Raw genomic sequence first — 21,576 nt, 5'->3', positions numbered from 1 at the left:
CGGCAATACATCGGCTCCGCAGGGCTGTCGCTCACCTCGGCGGCGGTGCATAATGGGTCGGATAACCCAGAAACTTGAGATGGGTTCGCGGATTTTCCGTCGGACGCCGCGGCGGCGTACCACGGTGAAATGCGCTGAGTCAGGAGGAACGTCATGCCTGCTGTTCACCATCGCTACGCCACGGTCGACGGCCATCGACTCTTCTACCGCGAGGCAGGAGACCCGGCCGGTCCCACGGTGCTCCTCCTGCACGGCTTTCCCACCAGCTCGTACATGTTCCGTCACCTGATCCCGGCCCTGGCCGACGGTTACCACGTCATCGCGCCGGATCACTTGGGCTTCGGGCTGTCCGACGCGCCACCGGTCGACGACTTCGACTACACCTTCGACGCGCTGACCGGTCTGACCGCAAACCTGCTGCGGACCCTGGGCGTCGACCGGTACGCCATGTACGTCCAGGACTACGGCGCGCCGATCGGCTGGCGACTCGCGTTGCGCGACCCGGCCGCGATCACCGCGATCATCAGCCAGAACGGCAATGGGTATGACGCGGGATTCGTCGAGAGCTTCTGGAAGGTCGTGCAGGCATACCAACAGGAGCAGACGGCGGGTACCGAGGCGGCCGTGCGCCAGTTCCTCACCCTGGAGGCCACCCGTTGGCAGTACGTGACCGGCGTGGCCGACGAGACGCTGATCGATCCCGAATCCTGGCAACACGACTACGCCCTGATCTCCCGTCCGGGCAATGACCTGGTGCAGCTCAAGCTGTTTCGCGACTACGCCACCAATGCGCCCCTTTATCCGCGCCTGCACGACTACTTCCGGGCCACCCGGGTGCCGCTGCTGGCCGTCTGGGGCCGCGGCGACGAGATCTTCGGCCCGGCCGGCGCCGAGGCGTTCGCCGACGACCTGCCCGACGCCGAGATCCATCTGCTCGACGGCGGACACTTTCTGCTGGAGTCGGCGTGCGACGACGTCGCGCACCTGATCCGGAACTTCCTCGCCAGGCAAGGCCGCGCCTGAGCCGATGTATGGGCTGGAGATCCCATAAATGGGGGCGCTACCAGGTTAGCCTGACGCGATGGCCCATCCCGATGTTCATGGTGAACAACGGTTGACCGCCAAGGGGCGTGCCACCCGCGACCGGATCGTGCAGGCCGCCGCCGAGCTGATCGTCACAAAGGGCCTGTCCGCGTTCAACATGGACGGCGTTCGCCGGGCGGCTTCCGTCAGCGGCTCACAGCTCGCCCACTATTTCGCCGATAAGGCGACGCTCATCCGCGCGGTGATCAGGCGCCAGATCGGCGTCGTCTTGGACTTTCACCGCCAGCCCACACTTCGCGGCCTGGGTTCGTTTGACGACTTCGAGCGGTGGATCGACCTGAACATGCGCTACCTGCGGCGCATCGGCTATTTCGGCACCCCCACCTATCACGCGCTCACCGCCCAGTTGGCGAAGTCAGACGACGCCACGCGCGAGGCGTTGGCGGCCGGGTACCGGCAGTGGATTGACTTGCTGGAACAGGCGATTGCGCGGATGAAAGACGACGGATTGCTGGTTCGCGATGCCGATCCACATCAGCTGGCGTTGGTGATCGTCGCCGCGCACCAGGGCGGTGGCGTGCTGACCTTCACTTACCGAGAGGAGTGGCCCCACGCCGACGCCATTCGCTTCGCAATCAACTATTTGCGTCTGTTCGCCACCGACCCCGCCGAGCGCGCACCCCGTCCGCCGCGCCGGTCCAGCGCGCGTCGCCCGGCGCGACGGGCCGGCTGAGCGATTGGTGCCGAAGGTGGTGAAGTGACCGAACGCAACCCATCGCGCTTCACCCGCAAGGGACTGGCGACACGCGCGCGCATCATCGAGGTCGCCGCCCGGCTGATGTTCGAGCGGGGCGTCGCCAACACGAGCGTCGACCAGGTTCGCCGCGCCGCCGCTGTGAGTGGATCCCAGATCTCGCACTACTTCGGCGATAAGCGCGACCTGACCCGCCACGTCATCGATGCGCGCCGTAATGACGTGCGGGACTTTCACACTCGGCCACAGTTCGCCGGACTCGACAGCCTAGATGCCCTGCGGGCGTGGGCCGATGCCTGCGTGGCCGACATCGACGCCGTGTACCGCGTCGGCGGTTGCGTTTATGGGTCCCTGGCCGGTGAGCTGATCGAGGGCGACCGCGAGGTCCACGATGACCTGGCCGCGGGATACGACCAATGGATCGACCTGTTTCGGGCCGGACTGGAGTCGATGCGCGAGCGCGGAGATTTGCGCCCGGAGGCCGACGCGCGGCATCTGGCCGTATCGCTGGTCGCCGCGCACCAGGGCGGCGCGATGCTCACCCACGTCACCGGCGATCCGCAACCGCTGCGGGTCGCCGTCAATGCCGCGGTCGACTATGTGCGCTCCTTTGCGGCGCACCCGCCGCGGCGTAAGCGTCGAGCCGTGTCGTCTCGCGGTCGGCGCGAGGCCTGAGTATTGACCTTTCGCTGGACATGGTCGGTGTGGACGCCCATAATAATGGGTCAGTTGGCCCAATATTTGCGTCGCGCCGCCGGGCGCCGTCGCCGCCAACGATGGTGAAAGAGGCAGCCGATGTCCGTGCTCGAGTCACCTCAGCTGCCAACCGCACCGGCGGTCGTACGCGAGCAACCCGGCGGCGAAACCATGCGGGCGATCATCTTGGAAAAGTTTGGCGGTCTGGACAGTCTGGTCTACACCGACATCCCCAAGCCCCTGCCGAAAGATGGCGAAGTCGTCATTGCGGTAAAGGGTTTCGGCATCAACCACGCCGAGATGCACATGCGTCGCGGTGAATGGGCTGAGGCGGCCGAGGTCAGCGGGATCGAATGCGTCGGCATCGTCGACTCGTGCCCGGGCGGCGAATTCCCGGTCGGAGCCAAGGTGGCGGCGCTGATGGGCGGGCTGGGGCGCACCATCAACGGCAGCTACGCCGAGTACACGCGGGTTCGCGCCGCCAATGTCGCCCTCATTGAGTCGGACCTGCCCTGGTCGGATTTGGCCGCCCTGCCCGAGACCTACGCGGTCGCCTGGACATGCCTGTTCCGCAACCTCGACCTGAGATCCGGACAAACGTTGGTTTTACGGGGCGCGACCTCCTCATTCGGCCAAGCCGCACTCAAGATGGCGGTCACCGCCGGCGCGCGGGTCATCGCCACGGCGCGAAGCAGCGATCGCTTGCCGATGCTGGAAAAGTTAGGCGCTTCGCGCGTCGAACTGGAAAGGCGCGACCTGGCCTCCCACATCCCCGAAACCAAAGACATTGACGCGGTCCTGGACCTGGTGGGCAACAGCACCATCCTCGACTCCCTCGACATGTTGCGGCGCGGCGGCACGGCGTGCCTGGCCGGATGGTTGGGCGGACTCGACCCGATTGGCGATTTCAACCCGCTGCTGCGCATGGCCAGCGGCGTGAACTGGAACTTCTTCGGGAGCTTCGTCTTTGGGACACCGGGCTTTCCGCTCTCAGACGTACCCCTGCAAGACATCGCCCGGCAGGTTGCCGACGGCGAACTGGATGCGAAGCCGTCACACATCTTCTCTTTCGAGCAGATCCGAGAGGCGCACCGCGTGATGGAGGCGGGAGAAGCCGGCGGGAAGATGGTCGTCGTCATGCAGTGACGTGACCGCGGACGCCGAAAAGTTTTCGCGACGAAGGGACACGATCATGGGGCTCGCATGGCAGCAAGGCCCGCTTGCGACGGGATCGGTGGGGCATTTCCTGACCGAGCAGCCACTGCCGGCGCGGCTGCTCTTCGCCGAGCCGCTGCGGCGACGGATGAAAGTACGCTTCGCGGACAGATGGATAGTCGACAGCGAAGACGTGATCCTGCTACACGAACCGGGCCGATATCCAGTCGCCTACTTTCCCCGCGCTGACATCGAAGACGAAACGCTGCGCGCCGAGGACCGGGTGACGCAACACCGCGATCTCGGGGCCACCCAGTGGTTCTCCGTCTCCGCATCGGGGCGCGAGACCAATCACAGCGCGTGGGAACACACCGGGCTACCGGCGTATGCCGCCGTTCTCGAGGGCCGGGTGGCGTTTGCCTGGCGCGCCATGGATGCGTTCTACGAGGAAGAGGAACGGATCGTCGGGCACGCCGCGGACGCCTATCACCGTATCGACATTCGTTCTACCGCAAGGCATCTGGTTGTCCGCGATGGCGACCGGGTGGTCGCCGACACTCATCGCCCGTTGGCGCTGTACGAGTCAGGCTTTGCGCCCAGATGGTACGTGCCGCGCGAAGACACCGACGAGTCCGCGCTGAGACCCATTGATATCCAGACGTTTTGCCCGTACAAGGGAATCTGTTCCTACTATGACATCGGAACCCACCAGCGCGCGGCATGGTCTTACGTGGACGCTTGGACGGAGGTCGCGCGGGTCCGCAATCTGGTGTCCTTCGAACCCGACAAGATCGACGTGCACCTCGACGGCAAGCAACTTCAGCTCGAACCCGGGCAGACGGTCATCCCACATGGCGTCGACCGGGGGCTCGACACGGACGAGGTGTCAGGACAGAACCGGAGCGCCACATGAGGGCGTCCCTGGAAGTCGTTGTCTTGCCCGTCGCGGATCCCGACCGCTCACTACGGTTCTACCGCGACCAGGTCGGCTTCAACCTCGACGTCGATTACGCACCCACCCCCGAGTTCCGGGTGATCCAATTGACGCCCGAAGGCTCGGGCACCTCAATCCAATTCGGTGTGGGCCTGACCGATGCGCCGAGTGGCTCGGTGCGGGGCCTCTATCTCGTGGTCTCCGACATCGAGGCCTGCCGCGCGGAATTGACTGATCGCGGCATAACCGTCGGCGAGATACGTCACAAGGACACCGACGGCGGCTGGAGCGGCAGATTCCTCCCGGGTACCGACCCGCATCGGGGTGACTATGCGAGCTTTGCCGACTTCCGCGATCCCGACGGCAATGCCTGGGTGGTGCAGGAGCGGAACCATCAGTCGGCTTGACAGCGGCTCAGGCATGGGGCAGCGGGAGGTAGCGGTGGCAGAACGAGACTCCAGTCCTGAACGGCTGCGCGGATTCTCCGACGGCGTGTTCGCCGTGCTCATCACCATCCTGGTGTTGGAACTCAGACCACCGAGCGCCCATGGCTTTCGCGCCCTGCTTCCGCTGTGGCCCACCGGGCTGAGCTACGTGGTCAGCTATCTGTTCATAGCGATCGTCTGGGTCAACCATCACCACCTGTTCAACTACGCCCAGGTAGCGACCCCGCGGCTGGTGTGGTCGAACTTCGCGCACCTGTTTTCGGTGTCGCTGATCCCGTTCACCACCGAGTGGATAGCCGACAGCAGGCTGGCGCCGGCGCCGGTATCGCTGTACGCCGCGGTCTTCGTCCTGGTCAACATCACCTACCTGGCGCTGTGCTGGGAAGCGGTGGATCGGCCCTCCCACCAAGACGTTTCAGCGCGGATGCGCCGCATGCTGCAAATGCGGTCGTTCATCACCCTCGGGGTGTTCGTGACGGCGGCGCTGCTCGCTTTGTGGTGGCCGGTGGCGGCGATGTCGTTGATTGTGTTGTGCCTCGTGGGGTATCTCCGACCGGACATCCCCCAACGAAAGAACGTCGAGCGCTAGCGATGGCATCACCGTCCGTCCTGATCTTCGACGTCAACGAGACGTTGCTCGATATCGAGTCGATCGCACCGCTTTTCGGCGAGTTGTTCGGCGACGACGGCGTCCTGCGGGAATGGTTTGCGCAGTTGATCATGTACTCGACGGCCATCACGCTGGCTGGCCACTACGTGACGTTTCCGGTGCTCGCCCAGGGGGTGCTGCGCATGTTGGGCGACATCCACCGGGTGGACGTCACCGACGACGATCTGGACCGCCTGAAGGTAGGACTGCTCACCATGCCGGCACACTCCGATGTCGCCGAGGGGCTTGCGGCGCTGCGTGACAACGGTTTTCGGCTGGCAACCCTGAGTAATTCCCCGCCCAACCCGGATGGCCCGACGGCTCTGCAGAGTTCGGGGCTAGCGGGCTACTTCGAACACCAACTGAGCGTCGATGCGCGCAGCGTCTTCAAGCCCTCACCCGCCGTGTATCAGTACGCATGCGAGACGATCGGGATCGCCCCGGCTGACTGCATGATGGTCGCCGCACATGTGTGGGACACCATCGGTGCGCAGAGTGTCGGATTCGGTGGGGCTCTGATCACCCGGCGGGGCAACGCACCGCTGCCGGTCGACGGCCTGCCGCAGCCGAACATCGTCGTCAGAGATCTACGCGAGCTCGCCGAGCGGCTGATCGAGCTCCGATGAAAACACAGCGTGCACCCTCGGCGCCGTGGCCACCAAGCGAAAGGATCGTCGAGCATGGCAGCAGCTGGGGCAGCAGCGTTCGACGTCGTAGTCCTCGGCGCCGGGCCGATCGGCCAGAACGCCGCCGAACGCGCCCGCGCCGCAGGACTGCGTGTTGCTCTGGTCGAGCGGGAACTAGTCGGCGGTGAATGCTCGTATTGGGCATGCGTGCCCAGTAAAGCGTTGCTGCGCCCGGTGATTGCGCTTTCCGACACCCGCAGAATCGACGGTGCGCGGGATGCGGTCACCGGGCCGCTGAACGCCGAGGGCGTCTTTGGGCGAAGGAACCGTTACGTGACCGACTGGGACGACAGCAGCCAGGCCGACTGGGTGAGTGGGATCGGCGCGACCCTGATACGCGGGCACGGGCGATTGGACGGCGCGCGCCGCGTCGTCGTCACCGACGGCGCCGGCGAACGGCTGGCACTGACGGCACGGCATGCGGTGGTCATCTGCACCGGAAGCCGGTCGGCGCTGCCCGACTTGCCCGGCCTCGCCGAGGCGAGGCCATGGACCAACCGGCGGGCCACCGATAGCAGCGCGGTCCCCGAACGGCTCGCGGTCGTCGGCGCCGGCGGCGTGGGCGTCGAAATGGCCACGGCGTGGCAGGGATTGGGCTCCCAGGTGACCCTGCTGGTGCGAGGCTCTGGACTGCTGCCGCGAATGGAGCCCTTCGTGGGTGAGCTGATCGGGCGGGGCCTCACCGAGGGCGGCGTCGACGTGCGAGTGGGGGTGTCGGTTCGCGCGCTGCGCCGACCGGACGAATCCCACGTCGTCCTCGACTTGGACGACGGCACCGGGTTGGAGGTCAACGAGGTGCTCTTCGCCACCGGACGCGCCCCGCTGACCGACGACATCGGTTTGGAGACTGTGGGACTGACACCGGGCAGCTGGCTCGAGGTGGACGACACCTGCCTGGTCCACGGCGCCGCGGAGGATGGCTGGCTTTACGCGGCCGGCGACGTCAACCACCGGGCCCTACTCACCCACCAGGGCAAGTACCAGGGCCGCATTGCCGGTGCGGCCATCGGCGCCCGCGCGGCGGGAAAGCCATTGGACACCAAACCGTGGGGCGCGCATGTGACGACCGCCGACCATCATGCGGTGCCGCAGGCCTTCTTCACCGATCCCGAAGCCGCCGCCGTCGGACTGACGGCTGCGCAAGCCGAACGGGCCGGGCACCGGGTCCGCACGGTGGACGTCGAAATCGGCGACGTGGTGATGGGGGCCAAGCTTTACGCCGACGGCTACACGGGCCGCGCGCGGATGGTGGTGGAGGCGGATCGCGGTCACCTGCTCGGCATGACCATCGTCGGCCCGGGCGTGACCGAGCTCCTACACTCGGCGACCATCGCCGTCGCCGGCCAGGTGCCGGTCGACCGGCTGTGGCATGCGGTGCCGTGCTTCCCGACAATCAGCGAGCTGTGGCTCAGACTGCTCGAGGCGTATCGGGACGCCACGGACGATAATTGACCGATGGCCACCGCAGACGGGTTCCATCCAGACTTCGACGACACAGCGACGCCGGTCGCACGCAACCGGGTACGCCACATCAAGGCATCCGAGATCAGCTCCGATACCGCACAATCCGAGGGGCTGCGGCGCTTCGCCGCCCTGTCCGGCCGGTCGGTCGGCGCGGAGAAGCTCTGGATGGGTGAGACGCACGCGTCGCCGCGATCGGCCTCGGACAACCACCACCACGGTGAATCCGAAACCGCCATCTATGTGCGAAGTGGCAACCCGGAGTTCGTCTTTCACGATGGCAACGAGGAAGTCCGCATCGCCACCGCACCCGGCGATTACGTCTTCATCCCGCCGTACCTGCCCCACCGGGAGGAAAACCCCGACCCCGACACCACCGCCGAGGTGGTGATCGCCCGCAGCACCCAGGAAGCGATCGTGATCAACCTTCCCGCGCTGTATCCGCTGGCCGACTCCTAGTAGACGGCGATCTCGATCAGGTTTCCGTCGACGTCACGGCAGTAGTGCGAGGTCATCTCGCCCAGGGCCCCTACTTTGGTCACCGGTCCGGCGATCACCTCCACCCCACACGCGCCGAGATGGGCGCGCACGTCATCCGGACTGGCGCGCGTGACAAAGCACAGGTCCTCGGAACCGGCCGCCTCGACGGACCCGGTGAACCAGTCGGGGTCGTCGACCAACGCCCCGACCGGTCGCAGGTTGATCTTCTGCTTCCCGAAGCGCAGCGCCGTTCTGCGCGAGGGCCCGAACGTCTCACGCCGCATGCCCAGCACCCGCTCGTACCATGCGGCGGTGGCTTCGACGTCGCGGCAATTCAAGACGATGTGGTCGAACCTCTCCACGGCGAACGGCACGTCAATCCTCCCGGGTCGTGCGAAGCTGGGCCGCCACCGCGGCCGCCAGATCATCGGCGGCCTGCTCATCGAGCGGCTGGTGAGCGAAAGCCATTCGGTACCAGAGTAATCCGAAAACCTGGTCGACCACGATTTCGGGCCGGTCCATCGGTGCGATCTCACCGCGGGTTTCGGCCCGGTGCACTATCCGCGCCAACTCTTCGCGACGCGTCGCCGTGAAGGCCGCCAGCCGCTCCATCGTCGCAACGTCGCCCAGCGCCTCGCGTAGCGCGCCCATCAGCAGCGTGCGATGGACGGCCGCGGCGGAAAAGGTGGAGCTGAGAAACGCGCGCAGATCGCCGTCCAGGTGCCCGGTGTCGGGTATCGGTGCGGCTTGCTGCGCCCGGTGCACCATCGCATCGAGCAGCACCGCGCTTTTCGATGGCCACCAGCGGTAGATCGTTTGTTTGCCTACGCCTGCCCGCTCGGCGATGGCGGACACAGTGATCTGAACGTCTCCGCCCGCGGCGGCTAACAAGTCCGCGGCCGCATCCAGGATTGCCCGCTCCGCCGCTTCATTGCGTCGGCTGCCCGTATGCGCCCGCCGGTTCACCGTCACAGCTGCAGGCTAGCGCTCCTATTGACGAGACCGCCAGTCTCGGCAATGCTGGGAGCCATGAGCATGAACGGACCCCTCCCCGACCGCAAACGCCGCTGGGTCAGCCGCTTTCATCGGTACGTAGCCAACCCGGTCACCCGGCGTCTGCCCACCCAGGTACTGCTGGAGACAACCGGCCGGGTCAGCGGACGGCCACGGCGCACCCCGGTGGGAGGACGGCTCGAAAAAGGAACGTTCTGGCTGGTATCCGACCACGGCGACTCCTCGGATTACGTCCGAAACATCAAGGCCGACAACCGGATTCGCATCCGAATTCGCGGCCGCTGGCGATCGGGAACTGCTGTGCTGCTACCCGAGGATGACCCGGTCGCCCGATTGGCCGTCCTGCCGCGGTTCAACAGCTCGCTGGTGCGCGCATTGGGCACCGATCTGCTGACGCTGCGGATCGATCTCGACCGGCCGTAGCGACCGGATCAGTACCGCCTTTACCCCGCCGAGACGAGACGTTTTAATACATCTCGTGGCCCCCGACGCGCTGGATCTCGACGCCGCCGATCTGCGGATATCGCGCGGCAGCGTGCCGGCCAGCACCCAGCTCGCCGAGGCCCTCAAGGCGGCGATCGTCAAACAGCGCCTGCCCCGCGGCGCGCGACTGCCCACCGAGCGAGAACTCATCGACCGCAGCCGCGTGAGCCGGGTGACCGTGCGCGCGGCCGTCGGGCTGCTCGAACGCCAAGGATGGCTGGTGCGAAAGCAGGGCCTGGGCACCTTCGTGGCCAACCCGGTCAAACAAGAACTCGGACCCGGCGTGCGGACCATCACCGAGGTTCTGGCCGGCTCCGGGATCACACCGAACGTCGACGTCTTGTCGCACCGCGTCGAAGATGCGCCGCAGCGAATCGCGGAAACTCTCGGCCTGTCGAAAGTCCTCTGTGTGCACAGGCGGTTCCGGGACGGCGAGCAACCCCTCGCCCTGATGATCGCCTACCTGCCAACCGGATTGGGCAAGGCCGTGGAGCCCTTGCTGAGGAGCGCGACCGACGAGCAGACCGCGCAGGCGATGGAAAGCACCTACACCATGTGGGAGCGCCGACTCGAGATTCCCGTCGCGCGGGCCAACTATGAGATTCACGCGGCCGGCGCATCGCTGGAGGTGGCCGGCGCCCTCAACCTGCCGCTGGGTTCACCCGTGCTGGTCCTCGTACGCACCAGCTACGGCCATGATGGCAAGCCGCTCGAGGTGGTGGAGTTCCACTATCGCCCCGAGCGATACAGATTTTCGGTCACGTTGCCGCGTACGGTCCCGGGTCCGGGCGCCGGGATCGTGGAACGGCGCGACCAGGCGTAGCCCGCCACTCAGCGAATTCTCAACGAATTCTTCGGTGCCGCATCGCTTGGCTCCAAGCATCTACAAAGATGTCGGCCGCAACATCTATTCATGACGAATGAGCAGCTGTGCGCGAACCTGATCGAACGTTACTTGCGCACCCGCGGGCGGCGCTATTTTCGTGGCCACCACGACGGCGAATACTTCTTCGTCACCAGCGCTCCGCGGCGCCTGCACATTCACTTCGAGGTCTCGCCGGCGCATGACGACGTGCTGATCATCCGGGTCAGCCCGGGGTGCTACTTCCCGGCGGCCGACCGCCCCTGGCTGACTTACTTCGCCGACAGGTGGAACCGCCTTGACCGCCACGTCACCGCGATCGTGCACGGCTCGTCGGATCCGCAGCGCATCGGCGTGGTGGCACGCAAGTCGCAATGGGTCCGAAGCGACGTCTCGTTCACCGATTTCGCGTCGTTCGTCGACCGAACCATCGCCGACGCCACCGAGCTCTTCGAGGAACTGAGTCCGTCCGCCGAATTGCCTTCGACGGAACGGTCACTGCTGCGCGAGGCCGGCTGAAGTTCCGCCGAGCTAGTCGGCCGACGGGGCATCCGGGCGCGGCTCACCCAGCTTGGCGCGTATTGCGCCCCACGGGTCTGCGTAGCGTCCGGGCGCATCCCGGTAGGCCGCACGGCTCTTGAGGAACCGCCGCGCCAGGGGGGAGATCAGCCGCATCGGGTAGCGCCGCCACCCCGCGGTGGCTCGCATCTCGGTGAGCATGTCCGGCCACGAGTGGTGCTGGAACTCCAGCACCTGCTGGGCGCGAGCGGTATCCATCCAGTCGGTGACGAACCAGCCGTCGTCGCTGTCCGGATCGCCCGGCCGGCCCCCGGGCAAGACGTCGACCAGACCACGCGCGGCCGCCAGCGCCTTGCCGATCTCACCCTGCCGAAGGCGGTGCGACTCGTCACCGGCGATCAGCAGCGTCTCACCGGCGACGTCGGCGGTGACGGCCGCGGCGAACGCGCGCGCGACGTCGCGCACGTCGACGGTGTGGATGCGACCATCGGTCGGCAGGGCGCTTTCGAAGTACAACGCATCGACGCTGAACGGCATCGCGTCCGGTTCCACGCTCATCACCCCGCCGAGGCGCAAGATGACCCACTCGAGATCCGCGGATCGGATGTGGCGTTCGGCTTCGGCCTTGTGGGCGCCGTAGAGGTCGGCCGGGTTCATCGGCGAATCCGGGCGTAGCAGCTCGGCGTGGCGGTGGGGGTTGCGCGCGCCGTAGACGGCGTTGCTGGACGCCTGGATGAACCGCCCCGGATGCGGCCGCGATTGCGCCGCGCGCAGCAACGAGACTGTCGCGTCGACGTTGACGCGGCGGCCCAGCGCGGGCTGGCGATAAATTCCCGGCGGGATCACCGCGGCCAGGTGAACGATGGCGGAGGGCGACGTGTCGGCGAGCAGGCGATCAACCTGAGCCGGGTCGGTCAGATCGGCCCAGTGCGCCTCGGCGCCCACCGGCAGCGAGTTCGCGGCCTTGCGCTGGGCGGCGGTGCCGAGGTCGGCCGCGACGACCCGATGGCCGTCGGCAACCAGTCGCCGCACCGTCTGGGACCCGACGAGGCCGAAACCCCCAGTTACCAGAACCTTTTCGGACATGCTCCCCCACTGCTCGCTCGCTCCCCAGCAAACGGATATGACATTCTCCTAAATGGAGAGTAGCATATGCTAGCCAGGGTTCCAGGTTTGAGGCCGGCGTCACACCGGCAACAAATAGCAAAGAGCGCAGAACAGACAGCGGGGAGCCATGACGGGCAACGGTGTGGACGCGGCGGACAACCACGAAACCGCCAAATGGGACCCGGCCTTCACCGAACAGGTCACCAGAGTGCTCGGGCCGGCCATCAAACGGTACTACCGGGCCGAGGTGCGACACATCGACAACGTCCCGCCCTCGGGTGGCGCCCTGGTGGTGTCCAACCACTCGGGGGGAATGCTGACCCCGGACGTGCTGATCTTCTCCCCCGCCTTCTACGAACACTTCGGCTACGACCGGCCGGTGTACACCCTCGGCCACTACGGCCTGTTCATCGGCCCGTTGGACGGCTGGCTGCGCCGGCTCGGGGTCATCGAGGCCAGCCGCGAAAACGCCGCCACCGCCCTGCATTCCGGCGCGGTGGTACTGGTGTTCCCGGGCGGCGACTACGACTCCTACCGGCCGACCTTCAGCGCGAACACGATCGACTTCAATGGCCGCACCGGATACGTGCGGACCGCCATCGAAGCCGGGGTGCCCATCGTGCCGACGGTGTCCATCGGCGCCCAGGAGACCCAGCTGTTCCTCACCCGGGGCAACTGGTTCGCCCGCAAGCTGGGGCTAACCAAGGCGCGGATGGACATCCTGCCGATCAGCGTCGGGTTCCCGTTCGGGCTCAGCGTGATCTTCCCGCCCAACGTGCCCCTGCCGGCAAAGATCGTCACCGAGGTTCTGGAGCCGATCGACATCACCGCCCAGTTCGGCGACGACCCCGACGTCGACGAGGTCGACGCCCACGTACGCGCCGTCATGGAGGCCGCGCTCAAGCGGCTGGCCGGGCAGCGCCGGTTCCCGATCCTGGGCTGACGGCGCCCGGGGCCGCTGGAGGTGACCTGTGAAGCGACTCAACGGCATGGACGCGATGCTGCTCTACATCGAGACGCCCAACCTGCACACGCACACCCTCAAGGTGGCCGTCATCGACCCGACCGACGCCGACGGCGAATTCGGATTCGAGGCCTTCCGCCGCCACGTGCGTCGCCGGCTCCATCTGCTGGAACCGTTGCGCTACAAGCTCGTTGACATCCCGTGGCATCTGCATCACCCGATGTGGCAGGAGAATTGCGAGGTCGACCTCGACTATCACCTGCGCCGGGTGCGGGTGCCCGCCCCGGGTGGGCGGCGCGAGCTCGATCAGGTGATCGGTGAGGTGGCATCCACCCCCCTGGACCGCAGTCGTCCGCTGTGGGAGTTTCATTTCGCCGAGGGGCTGGCCGGTGGGCGATTCGCCCTGATCGGCAAGGTTCACCACGCGCTGGCCGACGGAGTCGCCTCGGTCAACCTGCTGGCCCGCGCGATGGACCTGCGCGACGGGCGCACCGACGAGCGCGACAACGACGAAGCCGGCGTCACGATGTCCAGTGCCGACCTGGTGCGCGCGGCGGCGCGCGACCACGTCCGCCAGATCGGCGAACTGCCCGGGCTGCTCAGGGACGCGGCGGTCGGGATGATGCGGGTGCGCCGCCGGTCCCGCGAGCGCGGCGATCACCCCGACCTGGCCGACGCGTTCGACGCACCGCCGACCTTCCTCAACCACGTCGTCTCGCCCCGGCGCTGGTTCGCCAGTACCTCGTTGTCGCTGCCCGAGGTCAAGGCGACGGCAAAAGCCTTGGGCATCACGGTGAACGACGTGGTGCTGGCGATGGCGACCGGCGGGTTGCGCACGCTGCTGCTGGCCTATGACGGCGCGGCCGATCGCCCCATCATCGCCTCGGTGCCGACGGCCACCGACAAGTCGGACCGGATCACCGGTAACGAGATCAGCGGGCTGATGATCTCGCTGCCGGTCCACGTCGCCGACCCGGTGGAACGGGCCCGACTGGTCGCCCTGGCCACCAAGATCGCCAAGGAAGACCACGAAGTCCTGGGTCCGGAGCTGTACGGGAAGATGATGGCCTACCTGCCGACCGCGTTGGCGCCCGCCGCGTTTCGATGGCTGGGCCTGCGTGACGCGCCGAACAAGCTGATGAACGTCGCGGTGTCCAGCGTGGTGGGCCCGCGCGAACGGGGCCACTTCGGTGGCGCGGCCGTCAGCGAGATCTACTCCACCGGCGTGCTGTCTCCCGGCGCCCCGGTCAACATCACCGTGTGGAGTTACGTGGACCGGCTCGGCGTCGCGGTGCTCACCGACGATCAAACTTTCCACGACCCGCACGAGGCCACCGACGCCATCGGCGCGTCCTTTGCCGAATTACGCGATGCCGCAGGCGTTTCCGCTCAGCCGGCGAGCACGCCGTCGAGCACCGAATAGAACAGGCCCAGGCCGTCATCCGACGGCCCGGTCAGCGCTTCGATGGCGTGCTCGGGATGCGGCATCAGACCCACCACGCGGCCGTTGGCGGAGCTCACCCCGGCGATGTCGTGCAGCGAGCCGTTGGCGTTTTCGTGGTAGCGGAACACCACCCGCCCCTCGCCCTCGAGCTCCTCGATCACCTCGGCGGGCGCCACGTAGCGTCCCTCGCCGGATTTCAGCGGGACCAGTAGGTCGGCGTCGGGCTCGAAGCGCGACGTCCACGCCGTCGAGGTCGAAGCCACCCGCAGCCACACGTCGCGGCAGATGAAGTGCAGACCCACGTTGCGCGTCAGCGCCCCGGGCAACAGCCCCGCCTCGCAGAGCACCTGAAAACCGTTGCAAATGCCCAACACCGGCAGGCCACGCCGTGCGGCCTCCACCACCTCGGTCATCACCGGGGCGAACCTGGCGATCGCACCGGCCCGCAGATAGTCGCCGTAGGAGAAACCGCCGGGCACCACCACGGCGTCGACGCTCTTGAGATCGGCGTCGGCGTGCCAGAGGCTGACCGGCTCCGCCCCGACGCGGCGCGCGGCCCGGGCGGCGTCGACGTCGTCGAGCGTGCCGGGAAAGGTAATGATGCCGATGCGTGCCGTCACTGTGTCTCCCGGCTGATGGTCCAGTCTTCGATCACGGTGTTCGCCAGCAGCGATTCCGCAATCTCGGCGAGCGCCGAATCATCGACGCTGTCGTCGACTTCGAGCTCAAAACGTTTGCCCTGCCGCACTTCCGAGATTCCCGGATGTCCGAGGCGACCGAGCGCACCGACAATCGCCTGACCCTGCGGGTCGAGAATCTCCGCTTTGGGCATCACGCTCACGATCACCCGGGCCACCGGCGGTCCTCCTGAGAAGTTGGCGTTTCGGCGCCAACTCTACCGGCGAAAGCGCAGCTCGGGGTTACGGGCACGAGGCAATGTAGGCCTCGCACAGCGGTGCGCTCATCGCGCCCAGCACCGCATCGTCGCCCATGGCCGGCCAGGACACTTGCGGCGGCGCCGTTGACCAGAGCGTGACCTCGCTGATCGTGCTGCTGGCCGGGTGGGCGAACAGATAGGTGTGCATCACCACCGGGCCGCTGATCACGGCGGCCATCCGGGTCGTTTCGTCGCTGGTCAGCGACGGAGACTCCTGCGGTGCGCGCTGCTGGCAGGCCCGCAGCGCGGCGACGGCATTGCTGAATGCCGTGGCCACGGTCGCACCACCGCGGGCGGTGTCCCCACGCCAGTGCAGGACCTGGGCCTGCAGTTGCCACTGCCCGTCGGGATGCTGGACCGTCGCGCGAGCCGCGACGGCCGAGTCGCGGGGGTCCTGCGGCATCGCCGGCGCCGCGCACAGCTCCTCGAACCGGAAATGGGGCCCCGGCGCCGAACCGGTCGTCTGCACCGCCTGGCCGGCCAGCGCGGGCCAGTGATACACCGCGTCCAGCGGCACGGCGTGCTGATCGATCCACGCGGTGTTCGGGATCCGGTCGCACAGCCCCGGGCAAGTCTCGGGTTCGGCGTGCGCAGGAATGACGACCACCAGAGCAACCGCGAAACCGCCGGCGACCAGCATCGTGGCCAGGATCACGCGCATCGGCAGCTTGTCCATCAAGGCACAATCGTAGATATGCAACTGACGCATTTCGGCCATTCGTGCCTACTTGCCGAGTTCGACCACACCCGCCTGCTCTTCGACCCCGGTACCTTCGCGCACGGCTTCGAGGGAATCACCGGCTTGACCGCCATCTTGATCACCCATCAGCATCCCGACCACGTCGATGCCAAACGGCTGCCGGCGTTGCTCGAGGGTAACCCGGACGCGGCGCTTTACGCGGACCCACAGACCACCGCGCAACTGGGCGCGCCCTGCCGGGAGGTCCATGTCGGCGACGAGCTGCACATCGGTGAGCTGACCGTCCGCGCCGTCGGCGGCAAGCACGCGGTCATCCACCCGGAAATCCCTGTGATAGAGAACATTTCGTTCTTGGTGGGCGATGCCGACCATCGCGCCCGGTTGATGCATCCCGGGGACGCGCTGTTCGTGCCCGACGAACCGGTGGACGTCTTGGCGACGCCCGCGGCCGCGCCGTGGATGAAGGTGTCCGAGGCGGTCGATTACCTGCGCGCGGTGGCCCCCCAGCGCGCCGTCCCGATTCACCAGGGGATCATCGCCCCGGACGCGCGGGGCATCTACTACGGCCGGCTCACCGAGATGACCAGCACCGACTTCCAGGTGCTCCCCGAAGAAGACGCCGTCACGTTCTAGCGGCCGGTTGGCGCCGCCCCGCTAGGTGATGTCGTCGGCGGCGCCGCGGCCGGCGGCGCGGCCGGAGAAGATGCAGCCGCCCAGGAAGGTGCCCTCCAGCGCGCGGTAGCCGTGCACGCCGCCGCCCCCGAATCCGGCCACCTCGCCGGCGGCGTACAGCCCGGTCAGGGGCGTGCCGTCGGCCTTCAGCACCCGCGAGGCCAGGTCGGTTTCGATGCCGCCCAATGTTTTTCTGGTCAGGATGTGCAGCTTGACCGCGATCATCGGCCCCGCCTTGGGATCGGTCAGCCGGTGCGGGGCCACCACCCGTCCCAGCCGATCACCCAGATAGGTTCGGGCGGCGCGGATCGCCGTGATCTGTCCATCCTTGCTGAACTTGTTGGCGACCTCCCGGTCCCGCGCCGTGACCTCGGCCTCCACCGTCGCGTAGTCCAGCGGCTGCACATCGGGCAGCTTGTTCATGGCGGACACCAAGTCGCGCAATGAGTTCGCGCTGACGAAGTCCACGCCCCGGTCGACAAACGCCTGGACCGGTCCGGGCGGCCCGGAACTGGCCCGGTTGCGCAGCAGCTCCTTTATGCTCTGCCCGGTCAGATCGGGATTCTGCTCCTGGCCGGAGAGCGCGAACTCCTTCTCAATGATCTTGGCGTTCAACACAAACCAGGTGTAGTCCAACCCCGATTGGGTGATGTATTCCAAGGTGCCCAGCGTGTCGAAGCCCGGATAGAGCGGCACCGGCAACCGATTGCCGTTCGCATCGAGCCACAGTGACGACGGGCCGGGGATGATGCGGATGCCGTGCAGCGGCCAGATGGGGTCATAGTTGGTGATGCCCTCGACGTAGTGCCACATGCGGTCGGGGTTGATCACCCGCGCCCCGGCCCGCTGCGCAATGCCGATCATTCGGCCGTCGACATGGGCCGGCACCCCGCTCAGCAGTTGCTCGGGGACGCGGCCCATGCGCTTGGGCCAATTCTTGCGCACCAGTTTGTGATTGGCCCCGATGCCGCCACTGGTGACGATCACCGCGTCGGCACGGAATTCGAACTGTCCTAACGCTTTTCGCGACGACGCGACGCCCCTCGGCGTGGCGGAGGGCTCCAGCACGGTGCCCCGCACGCCCGTCACCGCCTCACCCTCGACGATCAACTCGTCGACCTGATGGCGATGCGCGAACCGCACGGATGAGCGGTCGCGCAACTGACGGGCGAAAATCTCCACCAGTGCGGGCCCGGTACCCCAGGTGATGTGGAAGCGGGGAACCGAATTGCCGTGCCCCTGTGCGCCATACCCGCCGCGCTCCGCCCAGCCCACCAACGGGAAAAGCTTGAGCCCCCGCGAACGCAACCAACTGCGCTTCTCCCCCGCGGCGAAATCGACGTAGGCGTGCGCCCATTGGCGTGGCCAATAATCCTCGGGCCGGTCGAACGCCGCCGTGCCCAGCCAGTCCTGCAGCGCCAATTCATGGCTGTCGCGAATTCCCAACCGGCGCTGCTCGGGGCTGTCGACGAAGAACAGCCCACCGAAAGACCAGAACGCCTGCCCGCCCAGGTTGGCGCTGCTCTCCTGGTCGACGATGAGCACCCGCAAGCCGCGATCCACCAGTTCGCAAGCCGCGACCAGGCCGGCCAGTCCCGCCCCGACGACGATGGCATCGGCGTGGAACCCCGAAACCGAAGAATCGCTCATGTCGGACCAGGGTAGTGCCCCGACGAGCAGGTCAGGCGGTCGCTGCCTCAGGCGGCGTCGAGCACGGCCCTGGCCTGATCCCAGCGGTACACGCCGGGGGTGCAGCCGTGCATCAACGCCAGGTCGACCGCGTCCACCATCGCCTGCAGCGGCCCGGGTTTGCGAAGGTGACGTGCCGCGACTGCAACCCGCACAACGCCGCCGCGCCGAGCGATCCGTTCGGCGGACAGCACCACCATCCGGCACCACCACGGCTCGGTGAGGAAGCCTTCGCCGATGCCGAGCACCCGGGCACGCACGGTGCTGTGACGGACCAGGTCGGTGATCCCGTGCAGATCGGCCAGCAAGCGGAACCCGTTGTCCGGCAACGCTTTCACAACGCCAGGCGACACCACCCAGCCGGGTGCGGCGAACAGCCGGGTGCGCAGCCCGAGGTGCTCGAGCACCCGGTCGGCGGCCATCAATCGCAGGTTGGCCTCGTGCGCCCGCAGGATCGCGAATTCGCCACGGCGCTTCTTCGTGACCGCGTCGTCGTAGCCGTGCAACACGATGGCGTCGCCGCCCGCGCGACGGGTGGTCAGCCACTCGACGGTTCCCGGGTCGCGGTCGAGCCGGTAGTCGCCGGACAGGCGGGGAGCCACCAGTAACGACACCGGCACCTTGCGGGCATCCATTTGCGTGCAGAACGCCTCGACGTCGGGCAGGGTGCGTTCACCGATCCCCGAGACCGAGACGATCAATTTTCCAGACACACCAGCAGTTTGCCGATCCCAAGTGTCGGAACGGTGAAGGACACGCAGACAGCAGGCGATATGCAGGCGCCCATGCGTGCTCACTGATTCGGCGGTAGGGCGAACCCGCGCAGGCCGCAAACGTCGGACCAGGTGATCAGTTCGATATGCTAAGCAACGCCATGGATGAGGCGTCGTACGCGGCGGCAAAGACGCCGCCGTCCCACCACCCGACCGGGCAGCCGGGCGTCGAGGAACGGGTATATCCCGACAAGCTCGATGCCGCGCTGTTGCGGATCTCCGGCGTGTGCATCCTGGCCACGGTGATGGCGATCCTGGACGTCACGGTCGTCAGCGTCGCCCAACGAACCTTCATCGATCAGTTCGCCTCCTCGCAGGCCGTCGTGGCCTGGACGATGACCGGCTACACGCTCGCCCTGGCGACCGTGATCCCGATAACCGGGTGGGCCGCCGACCGGTTCGGCACCAAGCGCCTCTTCATCGGTTCGGTGGTGGCCTTCATCCTGGGCTCCTTGCTGTGCGCGATCGCGTCGAACATCTTGCAGCTCATCGTCTTTCGCATGGTACAGGGAATCGGCGGCGGCATGCTGCTGCCGTTGGGATTCATGATCCTGACCCGCGAAGCGGGCCCGGGCCGGCTGGGGCGCCTGATGTCGATCCTGAGCATCCCGATGCTGCTCGCCCCGATCGGCGGGCCGATCCTGGGCGGCTGGCTGATCGACACGTCGAGCTGGCGGTGGATCTTTCTGATCAACGTGCCGATCGGATTTCTCACGGTCGCACTCGCCGCCATCGTGTTCCCGCGCGATCATCCCGCGCGCTCGGAAACCTTCGACGCCATCGGCGTGCTGCTGCTGTCGCCGGGCCTGGCGATGTTCCTGTTCGCGGTGTCCTCCGTCCCGGGCCGGGGCACCGTGGCCGACCGCCACGTGGTGATACCGGCGACGATCGGCCTGGCGTTGATCGCGGGCTTCGTCGCGCACGCCTGGCAGCACGCCGATCATCCCCTGATCGACCTGCGGCTGTTCCGCAATCCCGTGCTCACCCACGCCAACGTGACGATGCTGGTGTTCGCCGGGGCGTTCTTCGGCGCCGGCCTGCTGCTGCCGAGCTATTTTCAACAGGTGCTGCACCACACGCCGATGCAGGCGGGCGTGCACATGATCCCCCAGGGGCTGGGCGCCATGCTGACCATGCGGCTGACCGGTCCGCTGGTGGACCGGCAGGGCCCCGGCAAGATCGTGCTGGTCGGCATCGCGCTGATCACCGCCGGCCTGAGCGCCTTCGCCTTCGGGGTGGCCACCCAGGCCCACTATCTGCCGACGCTGCTGGTCGGGCTCGCGATCATGGGCCTGGGCATGGGCTGCACCATGATGCCGCTGTCGGTGGCCTCGGTGCAGGCGCTGGCGCCCCACCAGATCGCCCGGGGAACGACGCTGATGAGCGTCAGCCACCAGGTGGGCGGCTCGGTGGGAACGGCGCTGATGTCGATGATCCTGACGAATCAGTTCAATCGGAGCCCCGACATCCGCGCAGCAAACAAGCTCGCCGCGCTGAACCAGAAGGCGGCGGTCGACGGGGTGCCGGTCGACCAGACCGCGATACCCCGTGCGGCGCTCGCCCCGGACTTTTGGAGCAATGTGGCTCACGACCTTTCCCACGCGTATACGGCGGTATTCGTGATTGCCGTCGTGCTGGTGGTTTGCACCTTCATTCCGGCGTGGTTTCTGCCCAAAAAACCCGCGAGCGAAACCGCCGGCGAATAAGCTGTTCGCCCAGGTAGGACCGCCACCAGCCCGTTTATCGCTTAACCACGGTCGCGACGCAATCCGCGCGCCGCGAATTACACCCGTGCGAATAGGCGAATACGCGTAAAAACGCTTCAGCCGGGGCAACCCTGTGGATATGCTCAGCGGCGCCATGCAGAAGACCCGTTCCGCAGCCTTCAACGTCCCGTTGCCCACCGCTCCGGGGCCGTCGCTGCGCGCCGACGAATATCCCGACAAGCTGGACGCGGCGCTGTTCCGGATCGCCGGGGTGTGTGGGCTCGCCTGCATCATGGCGGTCCTCGACAGCACCGTCGTCGCCGTCGCGCAGCGCACCTTCATCGCGCAGTTCGGGTCCACGCAGGCCGTCGTCTCATGGACGATCGCCGGCTACATGCTCG

General features: G+C 67.0%; 25 protein-coding genes and 1 pseudogene. 18 read left to right on the top strand and 8 right to left on the bottom strand.

The window, feature by feature from the left end; all coding sequences use genetic code 11:
- Positions 1 to 153 precede the first annotated feature (153 nt).
- From A5624_RS10100 to A5624_RS10055, 10 genes are all read left to right on the top strand, one after another.
- Positions 154 to 1,023, top strand: coding sequence for an alpha/beta fold hydrolase (locus tag A5624_RS10100; RefSeq protein ID WP_066865453.1), 870 nt, complete (start codon positions 154 to 156; stop codon positions 1,021 to 1,023).
- A 58-nt stretch (positions 1,024 to 1,081) separates the two neighbouring features.
- A complete protein-coding gene (locus A5624_RS29005) occupies positions 1,082 to 1,777 on the top strand; it encodes a TetR/AcrR family transcriptional regulator (protein ID WP_066865450.1) in 696 nt (231 codons plus the stop codon).
- Positions 1,778 to 1,801: 24 nt separating this feature from the next.
- Positions 1,802 to 2,473, top strand: coding sequence for a TetR/AcrR family transcriptional regulator (locus A5624_RS29000; protein WP_066865445.1), 672 nt, complete (start codon positions 1,802 to 1,804; stop codon positions 2,471 to 2,473).
- A 120-nt stretch (positions 2,474 to 2,593) separates the two neighbouring features.
- Positions 2,594 to 3,640 (top strand): zinc-binding alcohol dehydrogenase family protein, encoded by a 1,047-nt coding sequence (locus A5624_RS10085; RefSeq protein ID WP_066865441.1) that lies wholly within the window; start codon positions 2,594 to 2,596, stop codon positions 3,638 to 3,640.
- A gap of 46 nt (positions 3,641 to 3,686) precedes the next feature.
- Complete coding sequence (locus tag A5624_RS10080; protein WP_066865843.1) at positions 3,687 to 4,562, top strand: DUF427 domain-containing protein; 876 nt, start codon at positions 3,687 to 3,689, stop codon at positions 4,560 to 4,562.
- A complete protein-coding gene (locus A5624_RS10075; protein ID WP_066865438.1) occupies positions 4,559 to 4,990 on the top strand; it encodes a VOC family protein in 432 nt (143 codons plus the stop codon). Before A5624_RS10080 ends, A5624_RS10075 begins: the two co-directional genes overlap by 4 nt.
- A 34-nt stretch (positions 4,991 to 5,024) precedes the next feature.
- On the top strand, positions 5,025 to 5,618 hold the full coding sequence (locus A5624_RS10070; protein ID WP_231998426.1) for a TMEM175 family protein: 594 nt from the start codon (positions 5,025 to 5,027) through the stop codon (positions 5,616 to 5,618).
- A gap of 2 nt (positions 5,619 to 5,620) precedes the next feature.
- Entirely contained in the window at positions 5,621 to 6,304 is a 684-nt protein-coding gene (locus A5624_RS10065) for a haloacid dehalogenase type II (protein WP_066865432.1), read from the top strand.
- Between the two features lie 54 nt (positions 6,305 to 6,358).
- Positions 6,359 to 7,816, top strand: coding sequence for an NAD(P)/FAD-dependent oxidoreductase (locus A5624_RS10060; protein ID WP_066865429.1), 1,458 nt, complete (start codon positions 6,359 to 6,361; stop codon positions 7,814 to 7,816).
- A 3-nt stretch (positions 7,817 to 7,819) separates the two neighbouring features.
- Positions 7,820 to 8,284, top strand: coding sequence for a cupin domain-containing protein (locus A5624_RS10055; RefSeq protein WP_066865426.1), 465 nt, complete (start codon positions 7,820 to 7,822; stop codon positions 8,282 to 8,284).
- Here A5624_RS10055 and A5624_RS10050 read toward each other — a convergent pair.
- Together A5624_RS10050 and A5624_RS10045 are read right to left on the bottom strand one after the other, a co-directional pair.
- Positions 8,281 to 8,679 (bottom strand): VOC family protein, encoded by a 399-nt coding sequence (locus A5624_RS10050; protein ID WP_066865424.1) that lies wholly within the window; start codon positions 8,677 to 8,679, stop codon positions 8,281 to 8,283. The two genes, A5624_RS10055 and A5624_RS10050, sit on opposite strands and share 4 nt — an antisense overlap.
- Position 8,680: 1 nt before the next feature.
- Positions 8,681 to 9,271 carry a TetR/AcrR family transcriptional regulator gene (locus A5624_RS10045; RefSeq protein ID WP_066865841.1) on the bottom strand — a complete coding sequence of 197 codons (591 nt, stop codon included), beginning with the start codon at positions 9,269 to 9,271 and terminating at the stop codon, positions 8,681 to 8,683.
- A gap of 69 nt (positions 9,272 to 9,340) precedes the next feature.
- On the opposite strand from A5624_RS10045, the gene A5624_RS10040 reads away from it, so the two are divergent.
- The 3 genes from A5624_RS10040 to A5624_RS10030 all read left to right on the top strand — a co-directional run bounded on the left by A5624_RS10040 (position 9,341) and on the right by A5624_RS10030 (position 11,183).
- Positions 9,341 to 9,742 carry a nitroreductase/quinone reductase family protein gene (locus A5624_RS10040; protein ID WP_156748971.1) on the top strand — a complete coding sequence of 134 codons (402 nt, stop codon included), beginning with the start codon at positions 9,341 to 9,343 and terminating at the stop codon, positions 9,740 to 9,742.
- 55 nt (positions 9,743 to 9,797) lie between these two features.
- The gene (locus A5624_RS10035; protein ID WP_066865421.1) at positions 9,798 to 10,625 is read left to right on the top strand and encodes a GntR family transcriptional regulator; all 828 of its coding nucleotides are present in this window, start codon (positions 9,798 to 9,800) and stop codon (positions 10,623 to 10,625) included.
- A gap of 90 nt (positions 10,626 to 10,715) precedes the next feature.
- The gene (locus tag A5624_RS10030) at positions 10,716 to 11,183 is read left to right on the top strand and encodes a YbjN domain-containing protein (RefSeq protein ID WP_066865418.1); all 468 of its coding nucleotides are present in this window, start codon (positions 10,716 to 10,718) and stop codon (positions 11,181 to 11,183) included.
- A gap of 12 nt (positions 11,184 to 11,195) precedes the next feature.
- Here the strand turns inward: A5624_RS10030 and A5624_RS10025 are convergent, their stop codons facing one another.
- On the bottom strand, positions 11,196 to 12,269 hold the full coding sequence (locus A5624_RS10025; RefSeq protein ID WP_066865415.1) for an NAD(P)-dependent oxidoreductase: 1,074 nt from the start codon (positions 12,267 to 12,269) through the stop codon (positions 11,196 to 11,198).
- Positions 12,270 to 12,417: 148 nt separating this feature from the next.
- Between A5624_RS10025 and A5624_RS10020 the strand changes: the two genes are divergently transcribed.
- On the top strand, positions 12,418 to 13,233 hold the full coding sequence (locus tag A5624_RS10020) for a lysophospholipid acyltransferase family protein (protein ID WP_066865412.1): 816 nt from the start codon (positions 12,418 to 12,420) through the stop codon (positions 13,231 to 13,233).
- Between the two features lie 28 nt (positions 13,234 to 13,261).
- Positions 13,262 to 14,677 carry a wax ester/triacylglycerol synthase family O-acyltransferase gene (locus A5624_RS10015; protein ID WP_197518941.1) on the top strand — a complete coding sequence of 472 codons (1,416 nt, stop codon included), beginning with the start codon at positions 13,262 to 13,264 and terminating at the stop codon, positions 14,675 to 14,677.
- Here the strand turns inward: A5624_RS10015 and purQ are convergent.
- From purQ to A5624_RS10000, 3 genes are all read right to left on the bottom strand, one after another.
- Positions 14,644 to 15,318 (bottom strand): phosphoribosylformylglycinamidine synthase subunit PurQ, encoded by a 675-nt coding sequence (gene purQ / locus A5624_RS10010; protein ID WP_066865409.1) that lies wholly within the window; start codon positions 15,316 to 15,318, stop codon positions 14,644 to 14,646. The genes A5624_RS10015 and purQ overlap by 34 nt on opposite strands.
- Complete coding sequence (gene purS / locus A5624_RS10005; RefSeq protein ID WP_044487430.1) at positions 15,315 to 15,554, bottom strand: phosphoribosylformylglycinamidine synthase subunit PurS; 240 nt, start codon at positions 15,552 to 15,554, stop codon at positions 15,315 to 15,317. Before purS ends, purQ begins: the two co-directional genes overlap by 4 nt.
- Before the next feature lie 64 nt (positions 15,555 to 15,618).
- Positions 15,619 to 16,353 carry an ATPase gene (locus A5624_RS10000; protein WP_197499378.1) on the bottom strand — a complete coding sequence of 245 codons (735 nt, stop codon included), beginning with the start codon at positions 16,351 to 16,353 and terminating at the stop codon, positions 15,619 to 15,621.
- On the opposite strand from A5624_RS10000, the gene A5624_RS09995 reads away from it, so the two are divergent.
- Positions 16,330 to 16,968 (top strand): MBL fold metallo-hydrolase, encoded by a 639-nt coding sequence (locus A5624_RS09995; RefSeq protein WP_066865403.1) that lies wholly within the window; start codon positions 16,330 to 16,332, stop codon positions 16,966 to 16,968. The genes A5624_RS10000 and A5624_RS09995 overlap by 24 nt on opposite strands.
- 21 nt (positions 16,969 to 16,989) lie before the next feature.
- Here the strand turns inward: A5624_RS09995 and A5624_RS09990 are convergent, their stop codons facing one another.
- Together A5624_RS09990 and A5624_RS09985 are read right to left on the bottom strand one after the other, a co-directional pair.
- Entirely contained in the window at positions 16,990 to 18,657 is a 1,668-nt protein-coding gene (locus tag A5624_RS09990; RefSeq protein ID WP_066865400.1) for an FAD-binding dehydrogenase, read from the bottom strand.
- Positions 18,658 to 18,704: 47 nt separating this feature from the next.
- Positions 18,705 to 19,409 (bottom strand): DUF2334 domain-containing protein, encoded by a 705-nt coding sequence (locus A5624_RS09985; RefSeq protein WP_066865397.1) that lies wholly within the window; start codon positions 19,407 to 19,409, stop codon positions 18,705 to 18,707.
- 146 nt (positions 19,410 to 19,555) lie between these two features.
- Here A5624_RS09985 and A5624_RS09980 point away from each other — a divergent pair, with 146 nt between their 5' ends.
- Both A5624_RS09980 and A5624_RS09975 read left to right on the top strand, forming a co-directional pair.
- Positions 19,556 to 21,175, top strand: coding sequence for a DHA2 family efflux MFS transporter permease subunit (locus tag A5624_RS09980; protein WP_066865394.1), 1,620 nt, complete (start codon positions 19,556 to 19,558; stop codon positions 21,173 to 21,175).
- 139 nt (positions 21,176 to 21,314) lie between these two features.
- Positions 21,315 to 21,576 (top strand): annotated as a pseudogene (locus tag A5624_RS09975) (MFS transporter); the annotation flags it as partial.

This window comes from Mycobacterium sp. 1482292.6 (assembly GCF_001672995.1).
In the GTDB taxonomy this organism is placed as follows: Bacteria; Actinomycetota; Actinomycetes; order Mycobacteriales; family Mycobacteriaceae; genus Mycobacterium; species Mycobacterium europaeum_A.
The sequence above is the reverse complement of the archived record's forward strand: the minus strand, read 5'-3'. Positions and strand labels throughout refer to the sequence as shown.